Annotated in this window: 16 protein-coding genes and 2 pseudogenes; 15 read left to right on the forward strand and 3 right to left on the reverse strand. The window is 68.0% G+C overall.

Annotated features, from left to right (window positions below):
• Positions 1 to 41: 41 nt before the first annotated feature.
• Both G4Z16_RS15300 and G4Z16_RS15305 read left to right on the forward strand, forming a co-directional pair.
• Positions 42 to 245: a hypothetical protein gene (locus G4Z16_RS15300; RefSeq protein WP_197351332.1), complete on the forward strand. Its 204-nt coding sequence runs from the start codon at positions 42 to 44 to the stop codon at positions 243 to 245.
• A gap of 213 nt (positions 246 to 458) precedes the next feature.
• A complete protein-coding gene (locus G4Z16_RS15305) occupies positions 459 to 881 on the forward strand; it encodes an SgcJ/EcaC family oxidoreductase (protein ID WP_197351333.1) in 423 nt (140 codons plus the stop codon).
• A gap of 571 nt (positions 882 to 1,452) precedes the next feature.
• Here G4Z16_RS15305 and G4Z16_RS15310 read toward each other — a convergent pair.
• Positions 1,453 to 2,079: a LysE family transporter gene (locus G4Z16_RS15310; protein WP_246530872.1), complete on the reverse strand. Its 627-nt coding sequence runs from the start codon at positions 2,077 to 2,079 to the stop codon at positions 1,453 to 1,455.
• Between the two features lie 161 nt (positions 2,080 to 2,240).
• On the opposite strand from G4Z16_RS15310, the gene G4Z16_RS15315 reads away from it, so the two are divergent.
• The 4 genes from G4Z16_RS15315 to G4Z16_RS15330 all read left to right on the forward strand — a co-directional run bounded on the left by G4Z16_RS15315 (position 2,241) and on the right by G4Z16_RS15330 (position 6,793).
• Positions 2,241 to 3,149 (forward strand): LysR family transcriptional regulator, encoded by a 909-nt coding sequence (locus tag G4Z16_RS15315; protein ID WP_197351335.1) that lies wholly within the window; start codon positions 2,241 to 2,243, stop codon positions 3,147 to 3,149.
• A gap of 29 nt (positions 3,150 to 3,178) precedes the next feature.
• Positions 3,179 to 3,946, forward strand: coding sequence for a transposase family protein (locus G4Z16_RS15320; RefSeq protein ID WP_197351336.1), 768 nt, complete (start codon positions 3,179 to 3,181; stop codon positions 3,944 to 3,946).
• A gap of 541 nt (positions 3,947 to 4,487) precedes the next feature.
• Complete coding sequence (locus G4Z16_RS15325) at positions 4,488 to 4,940, forward strand: effector-associated constant component EACC1 (RefSeq protein ID WP_197351337.1); 453 nt, start codon at positions 4,488 to 4,490, stop codon at positions 4,938 to 4,940.
• Positions 4,937 to 6,793, forward strand: coding sequence for a caspase, EACC1-associated type (locus tag G4Z16_RS15330; RefSeq protein ID WP_197351338.1), 1,857 nt, complete (start codon positions 4,937 to 4,939; stop codon positions 6,791 to 6,793). Before G4Z16_RS15325 ends, G4Z16_RS15330 begins: the two co-directional genes overlap by 4 nt.
• A 350-nt stretch (positions 6,794 to 7,143) precedes the next feature.
• Here G4Z16_RS15330 and G4Z16_RS15335 read toward each other — a convergent pair.
• Positions 7,144 to 7,337, reverse strand: a pseudogene (locus G4Z16_RS15335) (DDE-type integrase/transposase/recombinase); the annotation flags it as partial.
• 797 nt (positions 7,338 to 8,134) lie between these two features.
• Here G4Z16_RS15335 and G4Z16_RS15340 point away from each other — a divergent pair.
• The 9 genes and pseudogenes from G4Z16_RS15340 (at position 8,135) to G4Z16_RS15380 (ending at position 18,841) form a co-directional block, all read left to right on the forward strand.
• Entirely contained in the window at positions 8,135 to 8,821 is a 687-nt protein-coding gene (locus G4Z16_RS15340) for a hypothetical protein (RefSeq protein ID WP_197351339.1), read from the forward strand.
• A 254-nt stretch (positions 8,822 to 9,075) separates the two neighbouring features.
• Positions 9,076 to 10,029 carry a DUF5996 family protein gene (locus G4Z16_RS15345; protein ID WP_197351340.1) on the forward strand — a complete coding sequence of 318 codons (954 nt, stop codon included), beginning with the start codon at positions 9,076 to 9,078 and terminating at the stop codon, positions 10,027 to 10,029.
• 42 nt (positions 10,030 to 10,071) lie between these two features.
• Positions 10,072 to 10,713 carry an RraA family protein gene (locus tag G4Z16_RS15350; protein ID WP_197351341.1) on the forward strand — a complete coding sequence of 214 codons (642 nt, stop codon included), beginning with the start codon at positions 10,072 to 10,074 and terminating at the stop codon, positions 10,711 to 10,713.
• A gap of 224 nt (positions 10,714 to 10,937) precedes the next feature.
• Entirely contained in the window at positions 10,938 to 11,720 is a 783-nt protein-coding gene (locus tag G4Z16_RS15355) for an oxidoreductase (RefSeq protein ID WP_343070938.1), read from the forward strand.
• A gap of 131 nt (positions 11,721 to 11,851) precedes the next feature.
• Entirely contained in the window at positions 11,852 to 12,715 is an 864-nt protein-coding gene (locus G4Z16_RS15360) for a class I SAM-dependent methyltransferase (RefSeq protein WP_197351343.1), read from the forward strand.
• 90 nt (positions 12,716 to 12,805) lie between these two features.
• Positions 12,806 to 13,129 (forward strand): annotated as a pseudogene (locus G4Z16_RS15365) (helix-turn-helix domain-containing protein); the annotation flags it as partial.
• Between the two features lie 380 nt (positions 13,130 to 13,509).
• Positions 13,510 to 13,830, forward strand: a complete 321-nt coding sequence (locus G4Z16_RS15370) for an RraA family protein (protein WP_246530873.1) — start codon at positions 13,510 to 13,512, stop codon at positions 13,828 to 13,830.
• A 318-nt stretch (positions 13,831 to 14,148) separates the two neighbouring features.
• Positions 14,149 to 15,705, forward strand: coding sequence for a DNA polymerase Y family protein (locus G4Z16_RS15375; RefSeq protein ID WP_197351345.1), 1,557 nt, complete (start codon positions 14,149 to 14,151; stop codon positions 15,703 to 15,705).
• Complete coding sequence (locus G4Z16_RS15380) at positions 15,698 to 18,841, forward strand: error-prone DNA polymerase (RefSeq protein ID WP_197351346.1); 3,144 nt, start codon at positions 15,698 to 15,700, stop codon at positions 18,839 to 18,841. The genes G4Z16_RS15375 and G4Z16_RS15380 overlap by 8 nt, the downstream gene beginning before the upstream one ends.
• A 76-nt stretch (positions 18,842 to 18,917) precedes the next feature.
• Here G4Z16_RS15380 and G4Z16_RS15385 read toward each other — a convergent pair whose 3' ends face one another.
• The gene (locus G4Z16_RS15385; RefSeq protein WP_197351347.1) at positions 18,918 to 19,763 is read right to left on the reverse strand and encodes a pentapeptide repeat-containing protein; all 846 of its coding nucleotides are present in this window, start codon (positions 19,761 to 19,763) and stop codon (positions 18,918 to 18,920) included.
• Positions 19,764 to 19,810 lie beyond the last annotated feature (47 nt).

The following is a 19,810-nucleotide window of genomic DNA, read 5'->3' on the forward strand; positions in this document are numbered from 1 at the left end:
GTCAGGATGCGGGCGCGCCAGCAAGTCCGCACGCTGGTCCCATGCCTGCGCCGATCGTCGTGCATCCGCCGTCCCCGTCCGGCGGGCGCCGCGTCACCGCGAACGGACGCATCCTCGGTCTCGCTCACGGCCTGCAGGATCTCGCCGAGTTCCTGCGCCGGCTCGGCCTGGACACCGACAACCTGCGGTTCGACGACCCCGAACTAATCGAATGGCGCCGGGGTGGGCCGGATGTGTGGCACTAGCTACTCTCGAACGTGTACCCGAATTGCCACTGCCCGAGGACCTTCCTCGCCTCTACACGATCAGATGTGACTGGTCGCGATAGATGTCCCCTGGTCGCCGTAACTGTCACTGCGGCCGCGCGCTCCTGGCGACGACCCGAGTCGCCGCCGGGAGGACACCTGGCACCTGTCAGAGGTTGACTTAAACATAAGTTGAAGTCCTAGGTTTCCCCAATGGACACCACGAGTTCTACTCTTCCCGCCAAGGACGCCGACGAGCAGGGGATTCGCGAGTTGGTTGCGCGTTCTCAGGAGGCGCAGACCGACCCGGACGTGCTGCCTGCGCTGCACACCGAAAACTTGGTGATCGTCAACTTGGCTGGTCGGCGCATCTTCGGGCGTGAGGCCTTCGCTTCGGCCATGGCCGAGGCGCTCTCTTCGCCGCTCAAGGACGTCCGGACCTCGCTGGAAGTCGACGACATCCGGTTCACCACCCCTGACGTCGCCATCGTCAGCGTCACCAAGACCGTCCACGACGAACGGTCCGAAGTGGAGGGTTCGTCCGAGCTGCCCTCGGTCGGTGCCATGACCTATGTCTTGACCCGCCAAGGCGGCGACTGGCGCATCGCCCTGGCCCAGACGACACCGGTTCGCTGAGCTGCCGCTTTGCGACCCAAGCGCGATTGCCTCAAATGCCATGTCGTCTGAGAACCCGATCCATCGGCATTCTCAGACGACATGGCGACTCCGCAGGTCGAAGTTCCTCGTTGACGGATGCGCTGCGACAGGACAGGTGGCACAGACCTCCCAAGGAAACGCGGATGAGATGAAGAACGATGACAGATGCCGCGAACAAGCGAGGTTGATGACAACTATCTCGACCGAACGGTGACAAGTGTCGCGAACAGTTCTCCGGGAATCCCTGCTCGCAGCCGTAACCCGGTGACATCTATCGCGACTAAGGGCTGTCCCGTAAACCGTCTCCTCCCCAGGAACGTGGGGCAGTCGGAATGACCTGCGTAAGGGGACGCGAGATCGAGCAGGGCATCCGGTGGCCAGGTCTCGCCGTCGTACTGGCCGTCATCGCAGCTGTCCCACGGTAGCTCGAGGTCGTCCGTGGCAGGACTGAGCACATGACGGTTGACCATACGTGGGTTGGCCCGGTGTGCCGGGAAACTGATGGCTCTGCCCAGGCGGCAACCGCGCCTCAGGCGGACACCGTGCCGAGTCATCCCAGTGCCATGTGGGCGCCGAGCCCAAAGATCAGGGCGCTGGACACCACGGCGGTTGCCTTTCTGCCGCGAGGGCCGGTGATGAAGCGGCCGAAGACAGCGCCTCCGCCGGCCAGCAGCAACTGCCAGCTCGCGGACGCGGCGACGACCGCAACGATGTAGACCACAGCCTCCGCTCCTGATGCGTTCCGGAGCCCCTGGTGTCCGAGGACGAGCGCGACGAAGTAGAGGGCAGGCCACGGGTTGAGTGCAGTGAGCGCCAGGAACGTAGTGAACGACCGCCGTGGACTGATGGCCGCCTCCTCTGTCGGCGCCTGGACCGCTCCACCCTTCTGCCCTCGAAGCCCGGCAACGGCGATCCGCGCGGCCATCATGGTCAGGACGAGGAAGGCGATCCACCGCAAAGGCTCGGAGAACGGCTGGATCACCGTGGCCACTGCCGCTCCTCCCTCAACAGCGATCACCGCGTAGAGCGCATCTGCCGTCGTCGCTCCGATCGCTGCCGCGGCTCCGACCCGGAAGGAGGTCCGGGCCGTCAGATTGATCATCAGTACGGCCACGGCTCCCACCGGGATCGCCAGGCCATAACCGGCCAGCGCTCCCGCGACGGCTGAATCGAACACAACAAGCCTCCAGGGGGCGCTGAAAGAACAGCGGGGAAAGCAGGATTCGGGCAGGCCCCTGTGTGAGAGGTGGCCGTCCAAGGTTCGGATCTTCATCCTGGTCCGGGCGTCCTGATGGCGTCCATTGGGAAGTTCCGCACCGTTCCGTTCGGAGAAACCACATGATCGATCCTCGGCTGCAGGCGTTGCGCGTTCTGCGTGCAGAAGGAACTGTCACCGCCACGGCGGCTGTCCTGCACCTCTCTCCACCCACGGTCTCGCAGCAGTTGCGTCAGCTGTCCGGCGAACTCGGCCTGAAACTCCTGGAACCCGTGGGCCGAAGGGTCCGGCTGACACCCGCCGCGCTCGCCCTGGTCGAGCACGTGGAGGTTATGAACGCAGAATGGGAACGGGCCAACGGCGTCCTGGACTCCCACCGTGAGGGGGCCGCCGGCGTTCTGCGGATCACCGGCGTCGCCAGCGCGCTGGCCACGGTGATCGCCCCCGCGGCACAGAGACTCTGCGAGCAGTTCCCGGGCATGGCCTGCCGACTCGACGAGCACCCCGACGAGGACCGCATCAGCCTGCTGCTCTCCCACCGAGTGGACATCGCCGTAGTGATCGCTACCTTCGACGTGTCCTCCACGGGAAGTGGCCTCGTCGAACACGACGTGCTGATCGAAGAACCCCAGGACCTGCTCGTACCCGACCACCACGCACTGGCCGGCCGTGAAACCGTGCGTCTGTCGGACACTGCTCAGGAGACCTGGATCCATGCCGGGGACCCCAGGGACCAACACCCGGTCCTCCTGCATGCCGCAGCCGCCGCGGGGTTCACACCGCGAGTCACACACAGCGCGATCGACTGGACTGCTGTGGCCGCCCTTGTCGCCCACGGCCACGGAATATGTCTCGTCCCCCGGCAGGCCCCGCTCCCTCAGGGCCTGCCCCTCCGTCGCGTACCCTTGGCAGGCCCGACGGCCCCCGTCCGTCGGCTCCTGGCCTGTGTCCGGCCCGGCAGTAGGACACAGATCGCCATCGCGCGCGGCTTGGACGCGCTCCAGGACGCTGCCCTAAGGCTTGCCCCATAACGCCAGTTCACGGGTGAGATGATCTAGATATGGCTGGTGTGATCACCGCGTCGGAGTCGTCCTGGATAGCCCCGTTCACCGGGCTGAGCCCGCGCGGCTTCGGCAAGTTGATGACCGTGGTGCGGCGTGAGGTCCCCGACGAGCCGCGGCGCGGGCGGCCGTGGAGCCTGCCGTTGGAGAACCGGGTACTGCTGATCGCAGCGTACTGGCGCACCAACCTGACGCTGCGCCAACTCGCCCCGCTGTTCGGCGTCTCGAAGTTCTCTGCTGATCGGATCCTCGACCATGTCGGACCGAAGCTCGCGCTCCGGCCGCGGCAGCGGTTCGCGAAAGCCACCGTGCTGATCGTGGACGGCATCCTGGTGCCCACTCGCGACCATGCCCTGGCCGAGCAGTCGAAGAACTACCGCTACTCCACGAATCACCAGGTCGTCATTGATGCGGTCACCCGACTCGTCGTGGTCGTCGGCCGGCCGCTGCCCGGAAACCGTAACGACTGCAGGGCATGGGAGGAATCCGGCGCGAAGGGCGCCGTCGGCAGGACGATGACCATCGCGGACGGCGGCTATCCGGGCACCGGCCTGGTGATGCCGCACCGCCGCCGAGCAGGTGAAGAACTGACCGACTGGCAACGGGCGCACAACACCTCCCACAAGCAGGTCCGGGCGCGCGTCGAGCACGTCTTCGCCCGCATGAAGTGCTGGAAGACCCTGCGGGATTGCCGCCTCAAGGGCGACGGCGTCCATCACGCGATGCTCGGCATCGCCCGTCTTCACAACCTCAACCTCGCCGGATAGATGGCAGGCCCCCTCAACGTTCGACCGCACCCTGACCACATCGAAGATCATTTACGGGACAAGCCTTAGCAGCGGCAAGCGAATGACGTTCACCAAGGCCGGCGAGGCGGCTCTGAGCGAGTGGATACTCAGGAGGTCAACCCCCGCCACACTGACGGCAGTCTGACGGCAACGCCAACGGACGCCAGGGTAGGCAGGCAGCGGTACGTCACGACGTGTCAACGTTGGTCGTTCCTGCGAGAGATCATGGCTGTCCCAACCCATGGACGCGCCTGAAAAGCGGAGGGTCCGGTGAGTTGCTGTACAACAGCGACCCCAACCACCAGGCGGACCACCAGCGTTCCCTGGCGTCCCTGCCTTCGAATACCCCGGGGCGCCTGCGGCTTCCTCTCTGTGATGGGGACCCGGGCGCCGACTGCCCTCCGAAGTCTCTATGCCTCTGTGGCGATGCCTTTCGGCCACTCTTCCGACGCTCCTGATCCCCGGAGTTGCGGCTGAACCCGACGAGAGTCAGTGTGTGAGGCACAGGGGGTAACGAAAGATGGATCTGACGTTGAGGCTGTCCGACGCTCAACAAGTCGAGAACCTCGGGCAGTTGTATGACTGGCTACGCACGGAACGCGATTTGCGCACCTGTTCGGAGGTGTCGCTCGTTCCGGCCGACGGAGTTCCCGGCGAGATGAGTGCCGTCTTCGACTCGGTGCAGTTGGTCCTCGACTCGTCTTTTCAACTGGCGTCTCTCGCGGTCGGGATCGCTTCGTGGCGCAAGGCGTGCGAGCCGCGCTCGGCAGTGACGATCATCCACCATGACACCGAGATCCGGCTGGAAACGACGGACCTGCACGACGCCGGCGCTGTGGTCGAGGCCCTGGAGCGTCTCCGCACCGCGCCGGGCACGAACCCGGACGCCCGTCAGGGACAGCGCGAGGAGGGAGCGGACGATGGAGCGGCGGAAGGCGAAGCAGACGGCGACGGGGGCGTGGGCGTCCGGTGACCCGCTTCCCCGACCCTCGGCGATCCGCAGCAGTCGTCGTCGGAGTCGGTGAGTACACGGACCTGCCGCGGCTGCCCGCCGTCGCCGGCAACCGCGCCGGACTGACGAAAGCCCTGGCAGATCCCGCCGTCTTGGGACTGCCCGCCGAGCGGTGCCATGTGGTGGCCGACCCGCCGACCTCGGCCGCCATGGTCGACCCCGTCATCCGCGCGGCATGCGAGGCCCCTGACACCCTGATCGTGTACTACGCGGGTCACGGGTTCGTCGACCACCGCGGAGAACTCTTCCTCACCCTGCCCGATTCGCAGACCGCTCGGCGACACACCGCCGTGCCCTACGACTGGCTGCGCCAGGCGATCCTCGAGAACAGCAGGGCGCAGCGCCGGATCATGATCCTCGACTGCTGCTACAGCGGACGCGCGCTCGAGGGCATGGCGCCCGCCACCTCGGCTTTGCCCGCAGCTGCCGGAGTCAACGGCACCTACCTGCTGACCTCCGCGGCCGAGAACGTCCAGGCCCTCTCTCCGAAGGACGAGGAGTGCACGGCCTTCACCGGTGAACTCCTCCGCGTCCTCGGCGAAGGTGTGCCCGATGGTCAGGCATTCCTGACCCTGGACACGGTCTACGAGCGCGTGCGGGGCGCGCTGAAAGCCAGTGGCAAGCCCGAACCGCAGGTGCAGGACCGGGGCCGTATCGGCAATCTGCCCTTCGTACACAACCGACAGGGTGCCGGGGGCAGTTCACCAGATCCTCCCCCTCGGTGGCGCCCTTCGAGGCGCTTGAGCGCCGCTGCCGCCGTGGTTTTGGCGTTGGCTGTCGCGGCGCCCCTCGCGCACCGGTGGCTCGACCGTACCGACCCGGGCGCCTGTTCTCAGCACGCCTCTCTTCTCGGCTTCTCCGACCGGCTGGATAAACAGGTGTCCGGACTGTCGTCCCTCGCGATGAACGGGTCCTCGCGAGCACTGGCCGTCTCGGACAGGACGAAGGGGAAGGAGGCGGCGAGACTCTACGAGCTGTCGCTGGACCCTCCCGAGGTGCCGGGGGAGACACGGCTCGTCGACAGCACTGCTCTCCGGCTCGACAAGGACGAATCCTCCGGCTCCGAGCAGCTCGATCCTGAGGCGCTGGTACTGGAAGAGGGTGGGAAGACCGTTCTGGTCGCCTCCGAGCAAGGGGCGTCGGTGAGCCGCTTCGACCGGGAGAGCGGCCGTCGGCTGGACACTTTCGAGGTGCCGAAGGGCTCCCGCGCCGATGACGGCAGCGGAGAGGAGCACGGGTTCGAATCCATGGCCCTGAGCAAGGACGGCACGTCCCTCTATGTCGCTACGAAGGGTTCGACGCGGGACGGCGCCGGCGACAACAGGCCGCGGGTGCGTTTCCTAGTGTACAAGGGCAGCCCGGGAGGCCGGTACAGCGTGGAGGGGGACTTCTACTACCACACCAGCACCGGCACCAAGCTCACGGACCTCACGACGACCGACAGCGGAGACCTACTCGCCCTCGAACGCGGCTACAGCAAAGACAAGGGGTACCAGGTGCGCGTCCACCGTCTCCCCCTGGACGGCACACGCAACAGCGGCAACGCCTCGGGACGGGCCCCTGCTGGGAAGCCGGCCGGCGGGTTCGGGAAGAGGAACTGGATGTTCAGCCTCCACCGCTGTCCCGATAAGGGAGCCCCGACACCGAAGAAGGGGCCGAATCCCCTGGCGCTCAACGTCGAAGGCATGGCGCTCGGGGCGAAGTTGAAAATGGGGGACCACAAGCGACGGCAGTTGCTCTACCTGGTCTCCGACGACACGACCCCCGCAAAGAAGAATTCCACCAGGCTCTACACGATCGCTCTCGATCTCTGAGCATGCGCAAACGGCGGAGGACTTATCTCCCGACATGCGATCTTTCATGCGCGGCGATGCATGAGGACTGCGACGGACGACACTTGGCCATCTCAGCACGGGACCTGGGGAGTTGCGATTCAGCGCAGCGATGGTCGTACGGGGGGGGCGCTGCGGCAGCAGCTGTCCTGGGCTCCGCACGACTACCGCACCAGATGTGCACTTGAAGAGGCCGTAAACCACGGTCAACGCGGGCGGGTCTGCTGCAGGTTTGGGTGACAGGTTGGGTCACGCGGCGTGAAGTGCTGGTTTGGTCATGACGGCTTCGTATTCGATGGGGGTCAGGCGTCCGAGCGAGGTTTGTCGTCGGCGTCGGTGGCGACGACTGCGAGATGGGATCTCATGCGCTCATCGATGGAGTAGCCGACGATTCTCCTGCTGAAGGCATCCTTGACCGCACAGATACAACTTCCCCTCTGCTGTGCGGTGTTCGGTGATATCGGCGAGCCACAGCAGGTTCGGGGCCAACGGCGGTGAAATCGCGGCGCACGAGGTCGTCGTGCGGGGAGCACGAACAGCCCCTAGCCAACCCGCAGGCCGACCCTGGACCAGCCCCGCGGGCGCGGGGAGCTCGCGAGAGTGGAACGGGCCGGGGCGTCCGCGTGCACCTCGTCGTGGATGTCCCAGCAGCATCGAACGCAGTTTCCGGGTCTCCTTCTGGAACCGGCGTTCTTCAGGCGTGTTCGCCGGGTGCGGAGTCGGCCTCTGCTTCTGCTGACCACACGGCGCGTCCCGAGGCGGATTCCGGCTCACGGACGATGCCGGGCCGCCTGAGCGGGTGCCGGGGACGCGTTGTGTACGTGCGTTGTCGTCATGGGCGCGATGATGCAGTACACATCGGGCAGTCGGCCCCGGAGCACATCGCGCACGCGGGGCCGGAGATTACCTCGGGGCGGGCTCGGGGCGGGCCGTGTCTTTCAGGGCCTGGGAGGCGATGTAGTAGTCGTGCTCTTCAGGGAGTTCGCTCGCGAAGAGAGCCGCGCGGACGGCGAGAGATGCCTCGCTTTCTCTTTGCGGAGGCGGGCGGACTCGGCGCGCTGCTCGTCGGTCAGATCCAGGCCCCGCGCATCGGGCCATCCTGCCGGATCGTGGCCACGGCCACACACGGTCCGGTCAACATGCCGTGGCGCCGGACAGCGCTCCCATGGTGGCGGCGTTTTCTCCTCTCGAGTCTGATCGCCTGACTCCCTTGCAAGGGCGCCGAGTTGAGCCTGTCACCAGGGTGTTCAGCCTGCGTGAGAGCCAATGAACGCGGGTGCGTCGCCTTGCATTGAATAGTTCCTGTGTTCGATTCTTTGTTGTGTGGGCACGGTAGGAGTCATCGAGGGGTCGTCGCTGCAGCAGGAGCCTTCCGGGTTCGGCGTCACAGCTGAGCTCGGTTCGCTGCTGCCGGGTGGCTGCCTGCGAGCTGGCACCACCGTCAGTGCGGGCGGGGACATGCCGCTGCTGCTGGCGCTGGCGGGATGGGCCGCGGCCGAGGCCGGACCTTGGGCCGTGGTAGGCCTGCCGCAGCTGGGCGTGCTGGCCGCGCAGTCCATGGGCCTGGATGTGGGCGTGGGCATGTTCGTTGACCACCCCGGGAGGCACTGGCCGGAGGTGGTGGCCACGCTCGCTGAAGTGGTTCCGGTGCTGCTGCTCGGCGGATGCGGTCCAGCCACCGGGCGCACGGCACAACGTGTTGGTGCGGTACTGCGTCGCACCGGCACGGTCTTGCTGACCGCCGGGGAGTGGGAGGGCGCCGATGTGCGCCTGGCGGTGACCCGGTCGCGGTGGGTGGGCGTAGGGGCCGGGCACGGGCTGCTGTGTGCCCGGCAGGTGGAGGTGACGGCGTCCGGCCGCGGAGCGGCCGGCGGCGCCCCCCGCACTGCTCGGTTGTGGCTGCCGGGTCCGGACGGGGGCACGGCGCGCCTCACGGACACCGATGCCGCCGAACAGGCTGCCTCCGAGGCCACATCGGCGAGCCACGGTCCGCTGCGTGTCGTGCGGTGAGGGTGATGACTGGCGCAGTTGATTGTTCGTGTCGCTGCATATTGCTCACGTGGAGCGCCCGTCTCGGATCTTGGAGCTATCCAGGGCCGAGGTGGACTGCGCTCTTCGCGGCGAGTGGCGTGGCCCGGGCTCGCGGCGGACAATTCTGACGATGATGCATGTTCCGGGCTGGTGTTGTCGCCTGGTCCCGCGTGTGGCCGCCGCTGGCGGCCACAAGGGGGCAGCACTAGCGAGGAGACGGAGGGCCCGCAGTTATGCCCCGCAGCCAGCAGCTTCGATTGTCCGGTATCGAGGACTGGCCGAGGGCGCCCTTGGAGGAGTGGGCCGAGACGCGGGACACCTTGCATATGTGGGCCCAGATCGTGGGCAAGGTCCGGTTGGCGCAGGCGCCGATGGTCAACCACTGGTGGCAGGTGCCGCTGTATGTGTCGACGCGGGGGTTGACGACCTCGGCCATTCCGTATGGCGAGGGCACCTTCGAGATGGAGTTCGACTTCTGCGACCACCACCTGCATGTGCGGGCCAGCGACGGAGGGGAACGAAGGATCGCTCTGGAGGCCAAGTCCGTCGCCGTCTTCTATGACGAGACCTTGGCTGCCCTGGATGCGCTCGGCATCGAGGTGGCGATTCGGCCGATGCCCGTCGAGGTCGAGTCCGCCATCCCGTTTCCGGATGACACCGGGCACGCCTCGTACCGGCCGGACCACGTCCGCCGCTTTTGGGGGCAGCTCACTTCTGCGCAGCGGGTGCTTGCCGAGTTCCGGTCCAGGTTCATCGGGAAGGTCAGCCCGGTGCACTTCTTCTGGGGGTCCATGGACCTCGCGGTCACCCGATTCTCCGGACGGCCCGCCCCGCCGCACCCGGGCGGCGCGCCGCATCTTGCCGACTGGATCATGGTCGAGGCGTACTCGCACGAGCTGTCCAGCTGCGGCTTCTGGCCCGGCGGATCGGCCGAGGGCACCTTCTACTCCTACGCCTACCCGGAGCCCGCGGGCTACGCCCAGCACCCGGTGCGGCCCACGGCTGCCGCATACAACGCGGATGTCGGCGAGTTCCTGCTTCCCTACGAAGCCGTACGCACATCCCCCGACCCCGACCAGGCGCTGCTGGAGTTCCTGCAGAGCAGTTACGAGGCCGCCGCCCAGAACGCGCGGTGGGACCGCGACGCCCTGGAGGACCGGCCCGAGCGGCGCGCCGCGCCGCGCTGACCGCATCAGGCGTAGCAGTTCCACCGCGAGGGAGACACCGGCATGGGTGAGCAGAACACCGATCCCAGGGCGCTGGTAGGCGGGCTGTCCTGTGCTGACCTGGTCGATGCGATGGCCCGCCACCATGGGCACCGGGCGCACATCCTGAGCCTGGTCAGCCCCACTCCCGGACGCTCGCTGTTCGGGCCGGCAGTGACGATCGCCTACCTGCCCTACCGTGACGACTTCACCGAGACCAACACGCTGGGATTCGAGGGCTTGTTCCGTCGCGCTGTGGGGGACTCTCCGCGAGGCAAGGTGCTGGTCCTCTCCAGCGGCGGCTACCCGGACGCCTCGCACGGCGGCGGCACCAAGCTGTCCAGCGTGCACGATCTCGGATTGGCGGGCGTGCTCACAGACGGCCGGCTACGCGACTTCGGTGAACTCGCCTCCTACGACTTCTCGACCTGGTGCGTCGGCGAAGCCACTCGCTGGGGCGGCGACACCGTCGCCCCCACAGCGGTCAACGTCCCCGTCGAAGTCGGCGGCGTCTGCGTCACCCCCGGCGACTACGTCTACGCCGACAGCTCCGGCGCCGTCGTCATCCCCGCCCACAGCCTCCCCGACGTCGCGGCCGAAGCCCGCCGTGTCGAGGCAGAGGACAAGGCATCCCTGTCCCAGATGCGTACGAAGGACCTCCCGTAAATGCGTACGGGCAACCACATCGTCAGCCCTGTCTTGGTCGACGACCTCGGCTTTCTCCGCGCCGTCAAGGAAGCCTGCGAAATACCCGAACTGCCATGCCGGTCCGAGTTTGCTATGCACCGAGCCCGGCGCCCCTATCGAACACTCACGGGCTCCCATCTCTGCCGGACGTAACGGACACACCGCAGCTCCAGCGCCGACGAGGAGAGGACCAAACCGTGGACATGCACATGAACGGCAAGACCGCCGTCGTGACGGGCGCCAGCAAGGGAATCGGACTGGCCGTCACTCGCTCACTGACAGATGCCGGCGGCCACGTGGTCGCCGGGTCACGGACCCTCACCAAAGAGCTCAAAGAACTGGAACAGGCAGGAAAGGTGACGTTTGTGGCGGGCGATCTGACAGAGCCAGGCGCTGCGCCCGCCCTGGTCGACGTCGCCATCGAGCGCGGCGGCGTCGACATCCTCGTCAACAACGCCGGAGCCCTCACCCCCCGACCTGACGGCTTCCTCAGCATCACCGATGACGACTGGAACAGAGCATGGACGCTCGGACTCATGGCCGCGGTGCGTACCACCCGGGCAGCGGTCCCGGCCATGGTGCAACAGGGCAGCGGAGCGATCGTCATGGTCGGTTCTGTGAACGCGTTCCTGCCCGATCCTGCTGTGTTGGACTATTCCGTGGTCAAGGCGGCCCTGACGAACCTCACCAAGGGTCTGTCGAAAGAAGTCGGACCCAAGGGCGTGCGCGTCAACTCGGTCAGCCCCGGCCCGGTGAGCACGGACTTGTGGTTCGGAGACGCTGGTGTGGCGCAGACGCTGTCGTCTGCCGACGGGAATGACCCCCAGTCGGTCGCCGACTCCGCTGTCGCGGACACCCCGCTGGGCCGTTTCAACACCCCCCAGGAAGTCGCTGATTTGGTCACATTCCTTGCAAGCGACCGTGCAGCGAACATCACCGGCTCGGACATGACCGTCGATGGTGGCCTGATCACCACCGTCCGGTGACGCGCTCAACCCTGATCAGCGCAGGCGCGTTCCTTGGAGGAGCTTGTGCGCCGGAGCGATGGCGTCGACGCGCATGGCTTCGTGAGTGAGTTCATAGAGCCCGTGCCGCGTTCGTGAGTAGGTTCTGGAGCATGGAGAACGGCGGACCCAGCCGGACAGCGCTCGTCACCGCGTACGCCCGCGCCTATCACCAGATCGCTGACCGACCACAGATCTTCACCGACCCCCTGGCGGCACGTCTGCTCGGCGTCACCGCAGAGGAACTGACGGAATTGGGCACGCCCACAACCGATCTCCTCGGTGCCGGGGCAAGCGATCGGCCCCGCCGCCTGTTCTTCGCCGCCCGTGCCCGCTTCGCCGAGGACGCCGTGACCGCGGCCATCGCCGCTGGTGTGCGGCAGGCCGTGATCCTGGGCGCGGGCCTGGACACCTTCGCCTATCGCAATCCGCACCCGGACTTGCGTGTCTTCGAGGTCGACCACCCCGCCACCCAAGCGTGGAAACGCGAACGCCTTGCTACGACCGGGATCGACCGCCCTGAGACGTTGACCTTCGTGCCGGTCGATTTCGAAACCCAGACGCTGGCAGCTGGATTGGAATCCGCCGGATTCAAACGGACGGAGCCGGCCGTATTCGTGTGGCTCGGCGTCGTCTTCTACCTGACCCCGAACGCTGCCCACGCCACCCTCGAATACATCGCTGGTCAAGCCCAGCCGGTCGAGGTGGTCTTCGACTACCTGCAGCCTGCGGCCACCGACGAGGACCGCGCGCACCAGCGGGCACGTGCCGATCGGCTGGCCGGCGCCGGCGAACCCGTGTTCAGCTACTTCGCACCCGACGACATCGCCGCCCAGCTGCACGCCCTCGGGTTCACCAGTATCGAAGACCATTCCGCTCCGGACCTCATCGCCGGCTACCTCCACGGGTTCGCAGGATTCGAGGGCGAACCACCCAGCACACTGCGCGCGATCCGCATACTGCGCGCGAGCCGCTGAGGATTGCCTGCCACGCCTACGTGCACCACATCTGTCGCGACGGCCAAGGGATGACCCGTAACTGCTGGCCACGGATGGGATGATCTTGTGGTGGCTGGTGTGATCACGGCGTCGAAGCCGTCCTGGATAGCCTCGTTCACCGGGTTGAGCCGGCGTCAGTCCGGCAGGCCCGTCACCGCGCTGCGACGCGAGGGGGCGAATCCGGCCCGCAAGGGCAGGCCGTGGAGTCTGCCGCTGGAGGACCGGGTGTTGCTGGTCACTGCGTACTGGCGCACCAACCTCACGCTGCGGCAGCTCGCCCCGCTCTTCGGCGTCTCTAATTCCGCGGCCGACCGGATCATCGCCCACCTCGGTCCCAGGCCGGCCCTCCATCAGCGCAAGCGGCACCGCAAGGATGCCGTGCTCATCGTAGAAAAAGGCGACGGCGTCCACCACGCCATGCTTGGCATCCCCCGCCTCCACAACCTCACCCTCGCTGGCTGAGCGCAAAACGAGCTGGTCAACCGGCATGCCAGAGATCATTTACGGACGATCCTTACAGATGGATCATGCGGTGGTGTGGCTTCGCCTTGCCAGAAGCTCCACTGGTATCCCCAGGGGTCGGTGACGGTGAAGGTGCGAGGCCCGTACAGCTGGTCCTGTGGAGGTGCTACCTCAAGATCGCTGGTATTGCGGACGTGGTCGTAGTAGGCGTCGACGTGCACGATCAGGAGGGCCTTCTTCCCTTTGGGACGTGCTCACCGACGGCCGGCTACGCGACTTCGGTGAACTGCCTCCTATGACTTCGCGACCTGGTGCACCGGCGAAGCCACCCGCTGGGGCGCGACACCGGCGCTCCGACAGCGGCCAGCGTCCCCGTCGAGGTCGGCGACGTCTGCATCACTCCCGGCGACTACGTCTACGCCGACTGCTCCGGTGCCGTCGTCATCGCCACCCACAGCCTCGCCGAGGTCACAGCCGAGGCTCGCCGCGTTGACGCGGAGGACGAGGCAGATCTGTCCCAGATGCGCACAGAGGACTTCCCCTGGACGCTCACCTCAGTGCACGAGTTTTCAGTCGCGGTTTCGAGTAGAAGACCGTGCAGAGGACTCATGATGCGGTCGCCCGCGTGTTGAAGGACACAGCAGCGGCAGCGGCGCACTGGCGCGGTCACATCTTGCTTAGATCGAACATCTGTCCGATTCTCATGGGTGTGCCAGTACCGTCTCTGACTCGCCCCTCACGTCCCGTCGCGGTCCGCCGCGGCCTTCCTGGTCGCCGACATGCCGACCTCGGGCGCATCCAGTTGCTGCACACCCTCCTCCTCGTTGCATCAACCGCATCATTGTTGCGCCGTGTACGGCCGGCGGGTAACTGGCCAGGTCAGGTGGCTGGACACCTGCCCGGGATCCTTCGTGCTCCAACGCAGGTGCAACGAGGGCGTGTTGTTTCCGATGAATAATTCGCCGCCGGACCGCGTCGCGTGCGCGTGGTTGCCGGACTGGCCGGTCGTGGCCGATGGCACCAATCCCGGCGGTGTGCGTCCGACCGCAGTGATTGCCGCAGGGAAGGTGGTGGCCTGCTCAGCCGCTGCCCGCGCTTTGGGGGTGCGCCGCGGAATGCGGTTGCGGCAGGCCACTAGCCGCGCCCCTGAACTGGAGGTGATCGCCCGCGATGTGGAGGCCGAGACGCGGCACTTCGAGCCGATCATGCAGCTCTTGGAGCAGGAGGTCGCACCCCGCTGGGAGGTGATCAGGCCCGGGCTGGTGGTGCTGCCGGCACACGGCCCGGCCCGGTTCTTCAGCGGCGAAGCGGCCTTGGCCGACAAGGTCGTGATGACCGTCGCGGCGGCAGGCCACACCGCTCGAATGGGGGTGGCGGGAACCGTTTTCGGCGCCGCGCTCGCCGCTCGCCGGGGCGCCTTGGTGCCAGAGGGGAAGACACGAGAGTTCCTGGCTCCGTATCCGGTCGGCGTGCTGGGCCGCACGCACCTGGCAACACTCCTGGTCCGGCTGGGACTTCCCACTGTGGGCGCCTTCGCCGGCCTGCCGAGCGAGAGAGTGCTCGCACGCTTCGGCGCTGACGGCGCAGCGGCGCACCGCACTGCCCGCGGGCTGGAGGCGAGGGGTCTGAGTACCCGTGCGCCCGGCCAAGACCTCACCGTCGCGCACGCCTTCGACCCTGCCGAACTTCGACTGGAGCCGGTCGCATTCGCCGCGAAGGAGCTCGCCCGGTCGTTGCATGAGCGGCTGGCCGCCGCTGGGGCGGTGTGTGCCCGGATCGAGGTCGGGGTCGAACTCGCCGACGGGAGAGGGCTGACGAGGCTGTGGCGGCACGAGGGCCGGCTCTCGGAACTGGCGGTCGCCGAACGGGTCCGCTGGCAGCTGACCGCCTGGCATGAGGTGGGCGCCCTCTCCCCACAAGACGAGGGGAGCGATGCGGCGACGGGGATCGTGCGGCTGGCGTTGCGTCCCGAGTCGCTGAGCGCGGCGACCGGACGGCAGGAGCTGCTGTTCGGCGAGAGATCGGCGAGTGCCGAGATGGAAGTCGCGGCCGGGCGGCTGCAGGCGATGCTCGGACACGGCGCGGTCACCCGCGTGCAGCTGGGCGGGGGCCGTGGCCCGGCCGAGCGCACGGTACGCCTCCCCTTCGGCGACCTGCCGACCGGAGACGGCCTCCCGAGCGGTCCCTGGCCAGGCCGTCTGCCCGCTCCGCACCCGGCCTGGGTGCCCGCCCAGCCGCAGACCGCCCGACTGCAAGATGCGGCAGGCGAGTTGGTGGGCGTCTCCGCCCGCCTTGAACTGTCCGCTCCCCCGGCCCGGCTCACCGTCCACGGGAGCCCGGCCGCTGAGGTGTCGGGTTGGGCCGGGCCGTGGCCCGCCCTGGAGCAGTGGTGGGACGCCGGCAGGTCCCGCCGCCTGGTGCGCATGCAAGTGGTCACCGTGGCCGGTCCGGCCTGGCTGCTGGTCCTGGAGCAGGGGCAGTGGTGGGCGGAGGCCTGTTATGGCTGAACACGGGACGGGCCGGCTGTTGCGCCTGCCCACCCAGGAGCGAAGACCCGCCGGGTGGGCGGAGCTGCACGTCCATTCCTCCTTCTCCTTCCTCCAAGGCGCATCCGACGCGGACGCATTGGCCGCGCAGGCAGCCGAGTTGGGCATCGAGGTCCTGGCGATCACCGACCGGGACGGCCTCTACGCCGCACGCCGGATGGGCGCCGCCGCCCGCGACCACAAGCTCGGGACCGTCTACGGCGTCGAGCTGAGCCTGCCCTTCCCGTACGGGCCGGTGGTGGTCCTCGCCCGTGACCTGGCCGGCTTCCGGCAACTCGCGGCCACCCTGTCCGCCGCGCAACTGGCCGGAGCCAAGAGCGCCCCGGTCTACGACCTGCAGCAGCTGGCCAAGGCCGCCCGAAACGGCCAGTGGGCCGTTCTGACCGGCTGCCCCGCCCCGGGCGAGACTCCCGAAATGACCGCAGCTGAGGTGGGCGATGCGGGCGCCACCGCAAGGCGGTTGGAGCAGCTCGCTGATCTGGTGGGCCGAGATGCCCTGCACATCGAGCTGGTCGACCACGCCCTGCCCACCGACTCGACGCGCAACGACGCCCTGTATGCCGCCGCCGGCCGGCTCGGCCTGCCCGTCGTCGCCTCCAACGCCGTGCACTACGCCACCCCCGCCCAGGCCCGCCTGGCTCAGGCCCTGGCCGCGCTGCGCCGCCGCGAAGACCTCGACCATGCGGCAGGACACGTTCCACCTGCCCCGACGGCGCATCTGCGCTCACCCGGCGAGATGGCCCGCCGACTGGCCCGCTACCCCGAGGTATTGGAGAACACCCTTCGGCTGGGCCGCAGTTGCGTGGTCGACCTCGCCGACCTGAGACCGCAGCTGCCCGGCTTCCCCGTCCCTGCCGGGCATACCGAGACCAGCTTCCTGCGCCACCTGGCGACCCGGGCCGCGGAACACACCTACGGCCCACGCGAGACCTCCGCGGCGCAGGTGGCGTGGCGGCAGCTGGACCGCGAGCTCGACGTCGTCGAACAGCTGGAGATGGCCGGCTACTTCCTCATCGTCCACGACATAGTGCAGTACGCCACCGGCGCCGGAATCTGGTGCCAGGGCCGCGGCTCGGCCGCCAACTCCGTCATCTGCTACGCCCTCGGCATCACCGCCGTCGACCCGATCAAGCACAAGCTGCTCTTCGAACGGTTCCTGTCGGTGGAGCGGGCCGAAGCGCCGGACATCGACATCGACTTCGAGAACGCCCGCCGTGAGGAGGTCATCCAGTACGTCTACCGCCGCTGGGGCCGCACCCACGCGGCACAGGTCGCCAACGTCATCACCTACCGGCCCCGGCTCGCCGTACGCGACGCCGCCCGCGCGCTGGGCTATGCGACCGGCCACATCGACGAGATGACCCGGCACATCCAGCACCACGAACCCCCGGGCGCCGACGCCGGCATCCCGACCGACGTGGTAGAGCTCGCGGCCCAACTGGACGGCCTGCCCCGGCACATGGGCGTGCACGTCGGCGGAATGGTCCTCACCCGACAGCCCATCGGGGAGATCATGCCCGTCGAGTGGGCCACCGCCGAAGGGCGCAGCGTCCTCCAGGGCGACAAGGACGACGTCGAGGAAGCCGGACTGGTCAAGATCGACCTGCTCGGTCTGGGCATGCTCTCCGCCCTGCACACCGCCTGCGATCTGATCGCACACCACCACGGCCGCACCTTGGACCTGACGTCGATCCCTCCCGACGACCCGGGCGTGTACGCCATGATCTCCGCCGCGGACACCGTGGGCCTCTTCCAGGTCGAATCCCGCGCCCAGATGTCCACCCTCCCCCGCCTGCGCCCCCAGACGTTCGCGGACCTGGTCGTGGCGGTCTCACTGATCCGGCCGGGCCCGATCCAAGGCGGCTCCGTGCACCCCTACCTGCGCCGCCGCGCCGGGCACGAGAAGGTCACCTACCCCCACCCGCTCGCCCAGCCCGCCTTGGAGCGCACCCTCGGAGTGCCGCTGTATCAGGAGCAGATGATGCGGCTGGCCATGGACTGCGCCGGCTTCGGCCCCGGCGAGGCCGACCAGCTGCGCAAGGCCCTGGCCGCCAAGCACGCCCCCGAACGCGTCGCGAAACTACGGCAGCGGCTGATGGAGGGTATGGCCGCCCGCGGCATCCCGCCCGCTGCGGCGGAGGAGCTCTACACGATGATCCAGGCCTTCTCCGGCTACGGCTTCCCCGAGAGCCACTCCCAGTCCCTGGCGCACATCGTCTACGCCTCCGCCTGGATCAAGCTGCACTACCCGGCGGCCTACATCGCCGGCATCCTGGCCAACCAACCCATGGGCTTCTACAGCCCGTTGACCCTCATCGGCGACGCCCGCCGCCGCGGCATCACCGTCCGCGGCATCGACGTCACCCACTCCGGCCCGCAGGCCGGCCTCGAACCGGACGAGGCCTCCACCGGCGGCCGGGCCATCCGCCTGGGCCTGACCGGGATCCACGGCCTCTCGGCGGAGGCAGCACACGCGATTGCCGATGGCCGCCCGTATGCCGGGCTGGAGGACTTCGCCCGCCGCACCCGCCTGCCGACGAAAGTGCTGGAGAACCTCGCCACCGCGGGCGCCTTCGACGGCTTCGGCGTCAGCCGACGGGAAGCCCTGTGGGCCGCCGGCGCACTCGCCACCGCCGACGAGGCGCTCCTGCCCGGCACCACCGCGGCCCCCGACCCACCCGCGCTCCCTGCAATGAGCGTGATCGAGGAGACCTTCGCCGACCTGTGGGCGACCGGCGCCAGCCCCGACAGCCACCCCGTCCAGCACCTCCGGCCCCATCTGGACGCCCGGGGAGTGCTCCCCGCCGCCGCTGTACGCCACGAGCCCGACGACACCACAGTCGTCTTCGGCGGTCTCGTCACCCACCGGCAGCGCCCACCCACCGCCAAGGGCACCTGCTTCCTCAACATCGAAGACGAGACCGGCATGGTCAACGTCATCGTTCCGCCACCAGTCTGGGACGCCCACATGAAAATGGCCGTCAACCACGCCGCACTCCTCATCCACGGCCGCATCGAACGCGCCCGGGGCGCCATCAATGTCGTCGCCCGCCGCCTCGAACCCCTCACCATCACCACGCCCACCGGCCGCCGGTAGAGCACTGCACCGCGGCGCCGGAGGCCCGGGAGGGCAGTGATCGCGCCCGCCGTGGGCCCGCTGCTGGTCCCCGCACTCAGCCAGCGCCGCGCCGCAGTCGCGCGACGATTCTGGCGTCGCGGGCCATGTCCGGCGACAGCCGGACGTCAAGCAGGTCCAACGCAGAGAGGAGCTGATCGACCGTTACACAGGCACCGGTGAAGTCCGCACAGATCAGCTCCGCGTCGGTGAGGTCTGCACCCAACAGCCGGGCGCCGGTGAGGTTCACCTCGGACAGCAAGGCGTCGGTGAGGTTCGCATCGATCAACTGGGCGTGAGTGAGGTTCGCACCGCACAAATCAGCATCGGTGAGGATCGACTTCTCCAGCAAGGCGTTGGTGAGGTCCGCGCCTTGCAAGTCTGCCCCGACCAGACAGAGGTTTCTGAGGTCCAAAGCGTGGTCCCAGACGTGTGCGCGGCTTTCGGGTCTGGTCAGCGCGGTCAATGCGGCCTGAATATCGGCGTCCGGGCGGTCCAGCGACGCCGGTGGTCTCATGTGCCGGACAAAGTGCCCCAGTACGCGAGCGGCGTCGGCGGCATGGTCGGGCGCGTCGCGGATGATCTGTTCCAGGGCGAGGATGCCGCCGATGCGGACGTAAATGTGCTCCGAGTCAAGCCGCTCCAAGGCCTTGGTGAAACGGTCAGTGACCTGACCGCGGTGGTTCAGACGATAGGTGCTGGCGGTGTAGAACAGCGCGACACCTGCGCCGATCGCCGCTACGCAGGTGACCATCGCCGTTCGCAAGCCCGTCACCAACGTCGCCGAGCCCACTCCTTCACCGATCGAGTCGGTGTCGAGGTACTGACCGTCGAGCAGGTACGGGAGCTTCCACACCCCAAGCGGCAGCCCGACGAGGAGGACCAAGGCCGCGAGTCCCAACAACACCCGACTGTCTATGCGTTGGGCGTGGCGCCCGCGCATCGCCCGTG

It is taken from the genome of Streptomyces bathyalis (assembly GCF_015910445.1).
Taxonomy (GTDB): domain Bacteria; phylum Actinomycetota; class Actinomycetes; order Streptomycetales; family Streptomycetaceae; genus Streptomyces; species Streptomyces bathyalis.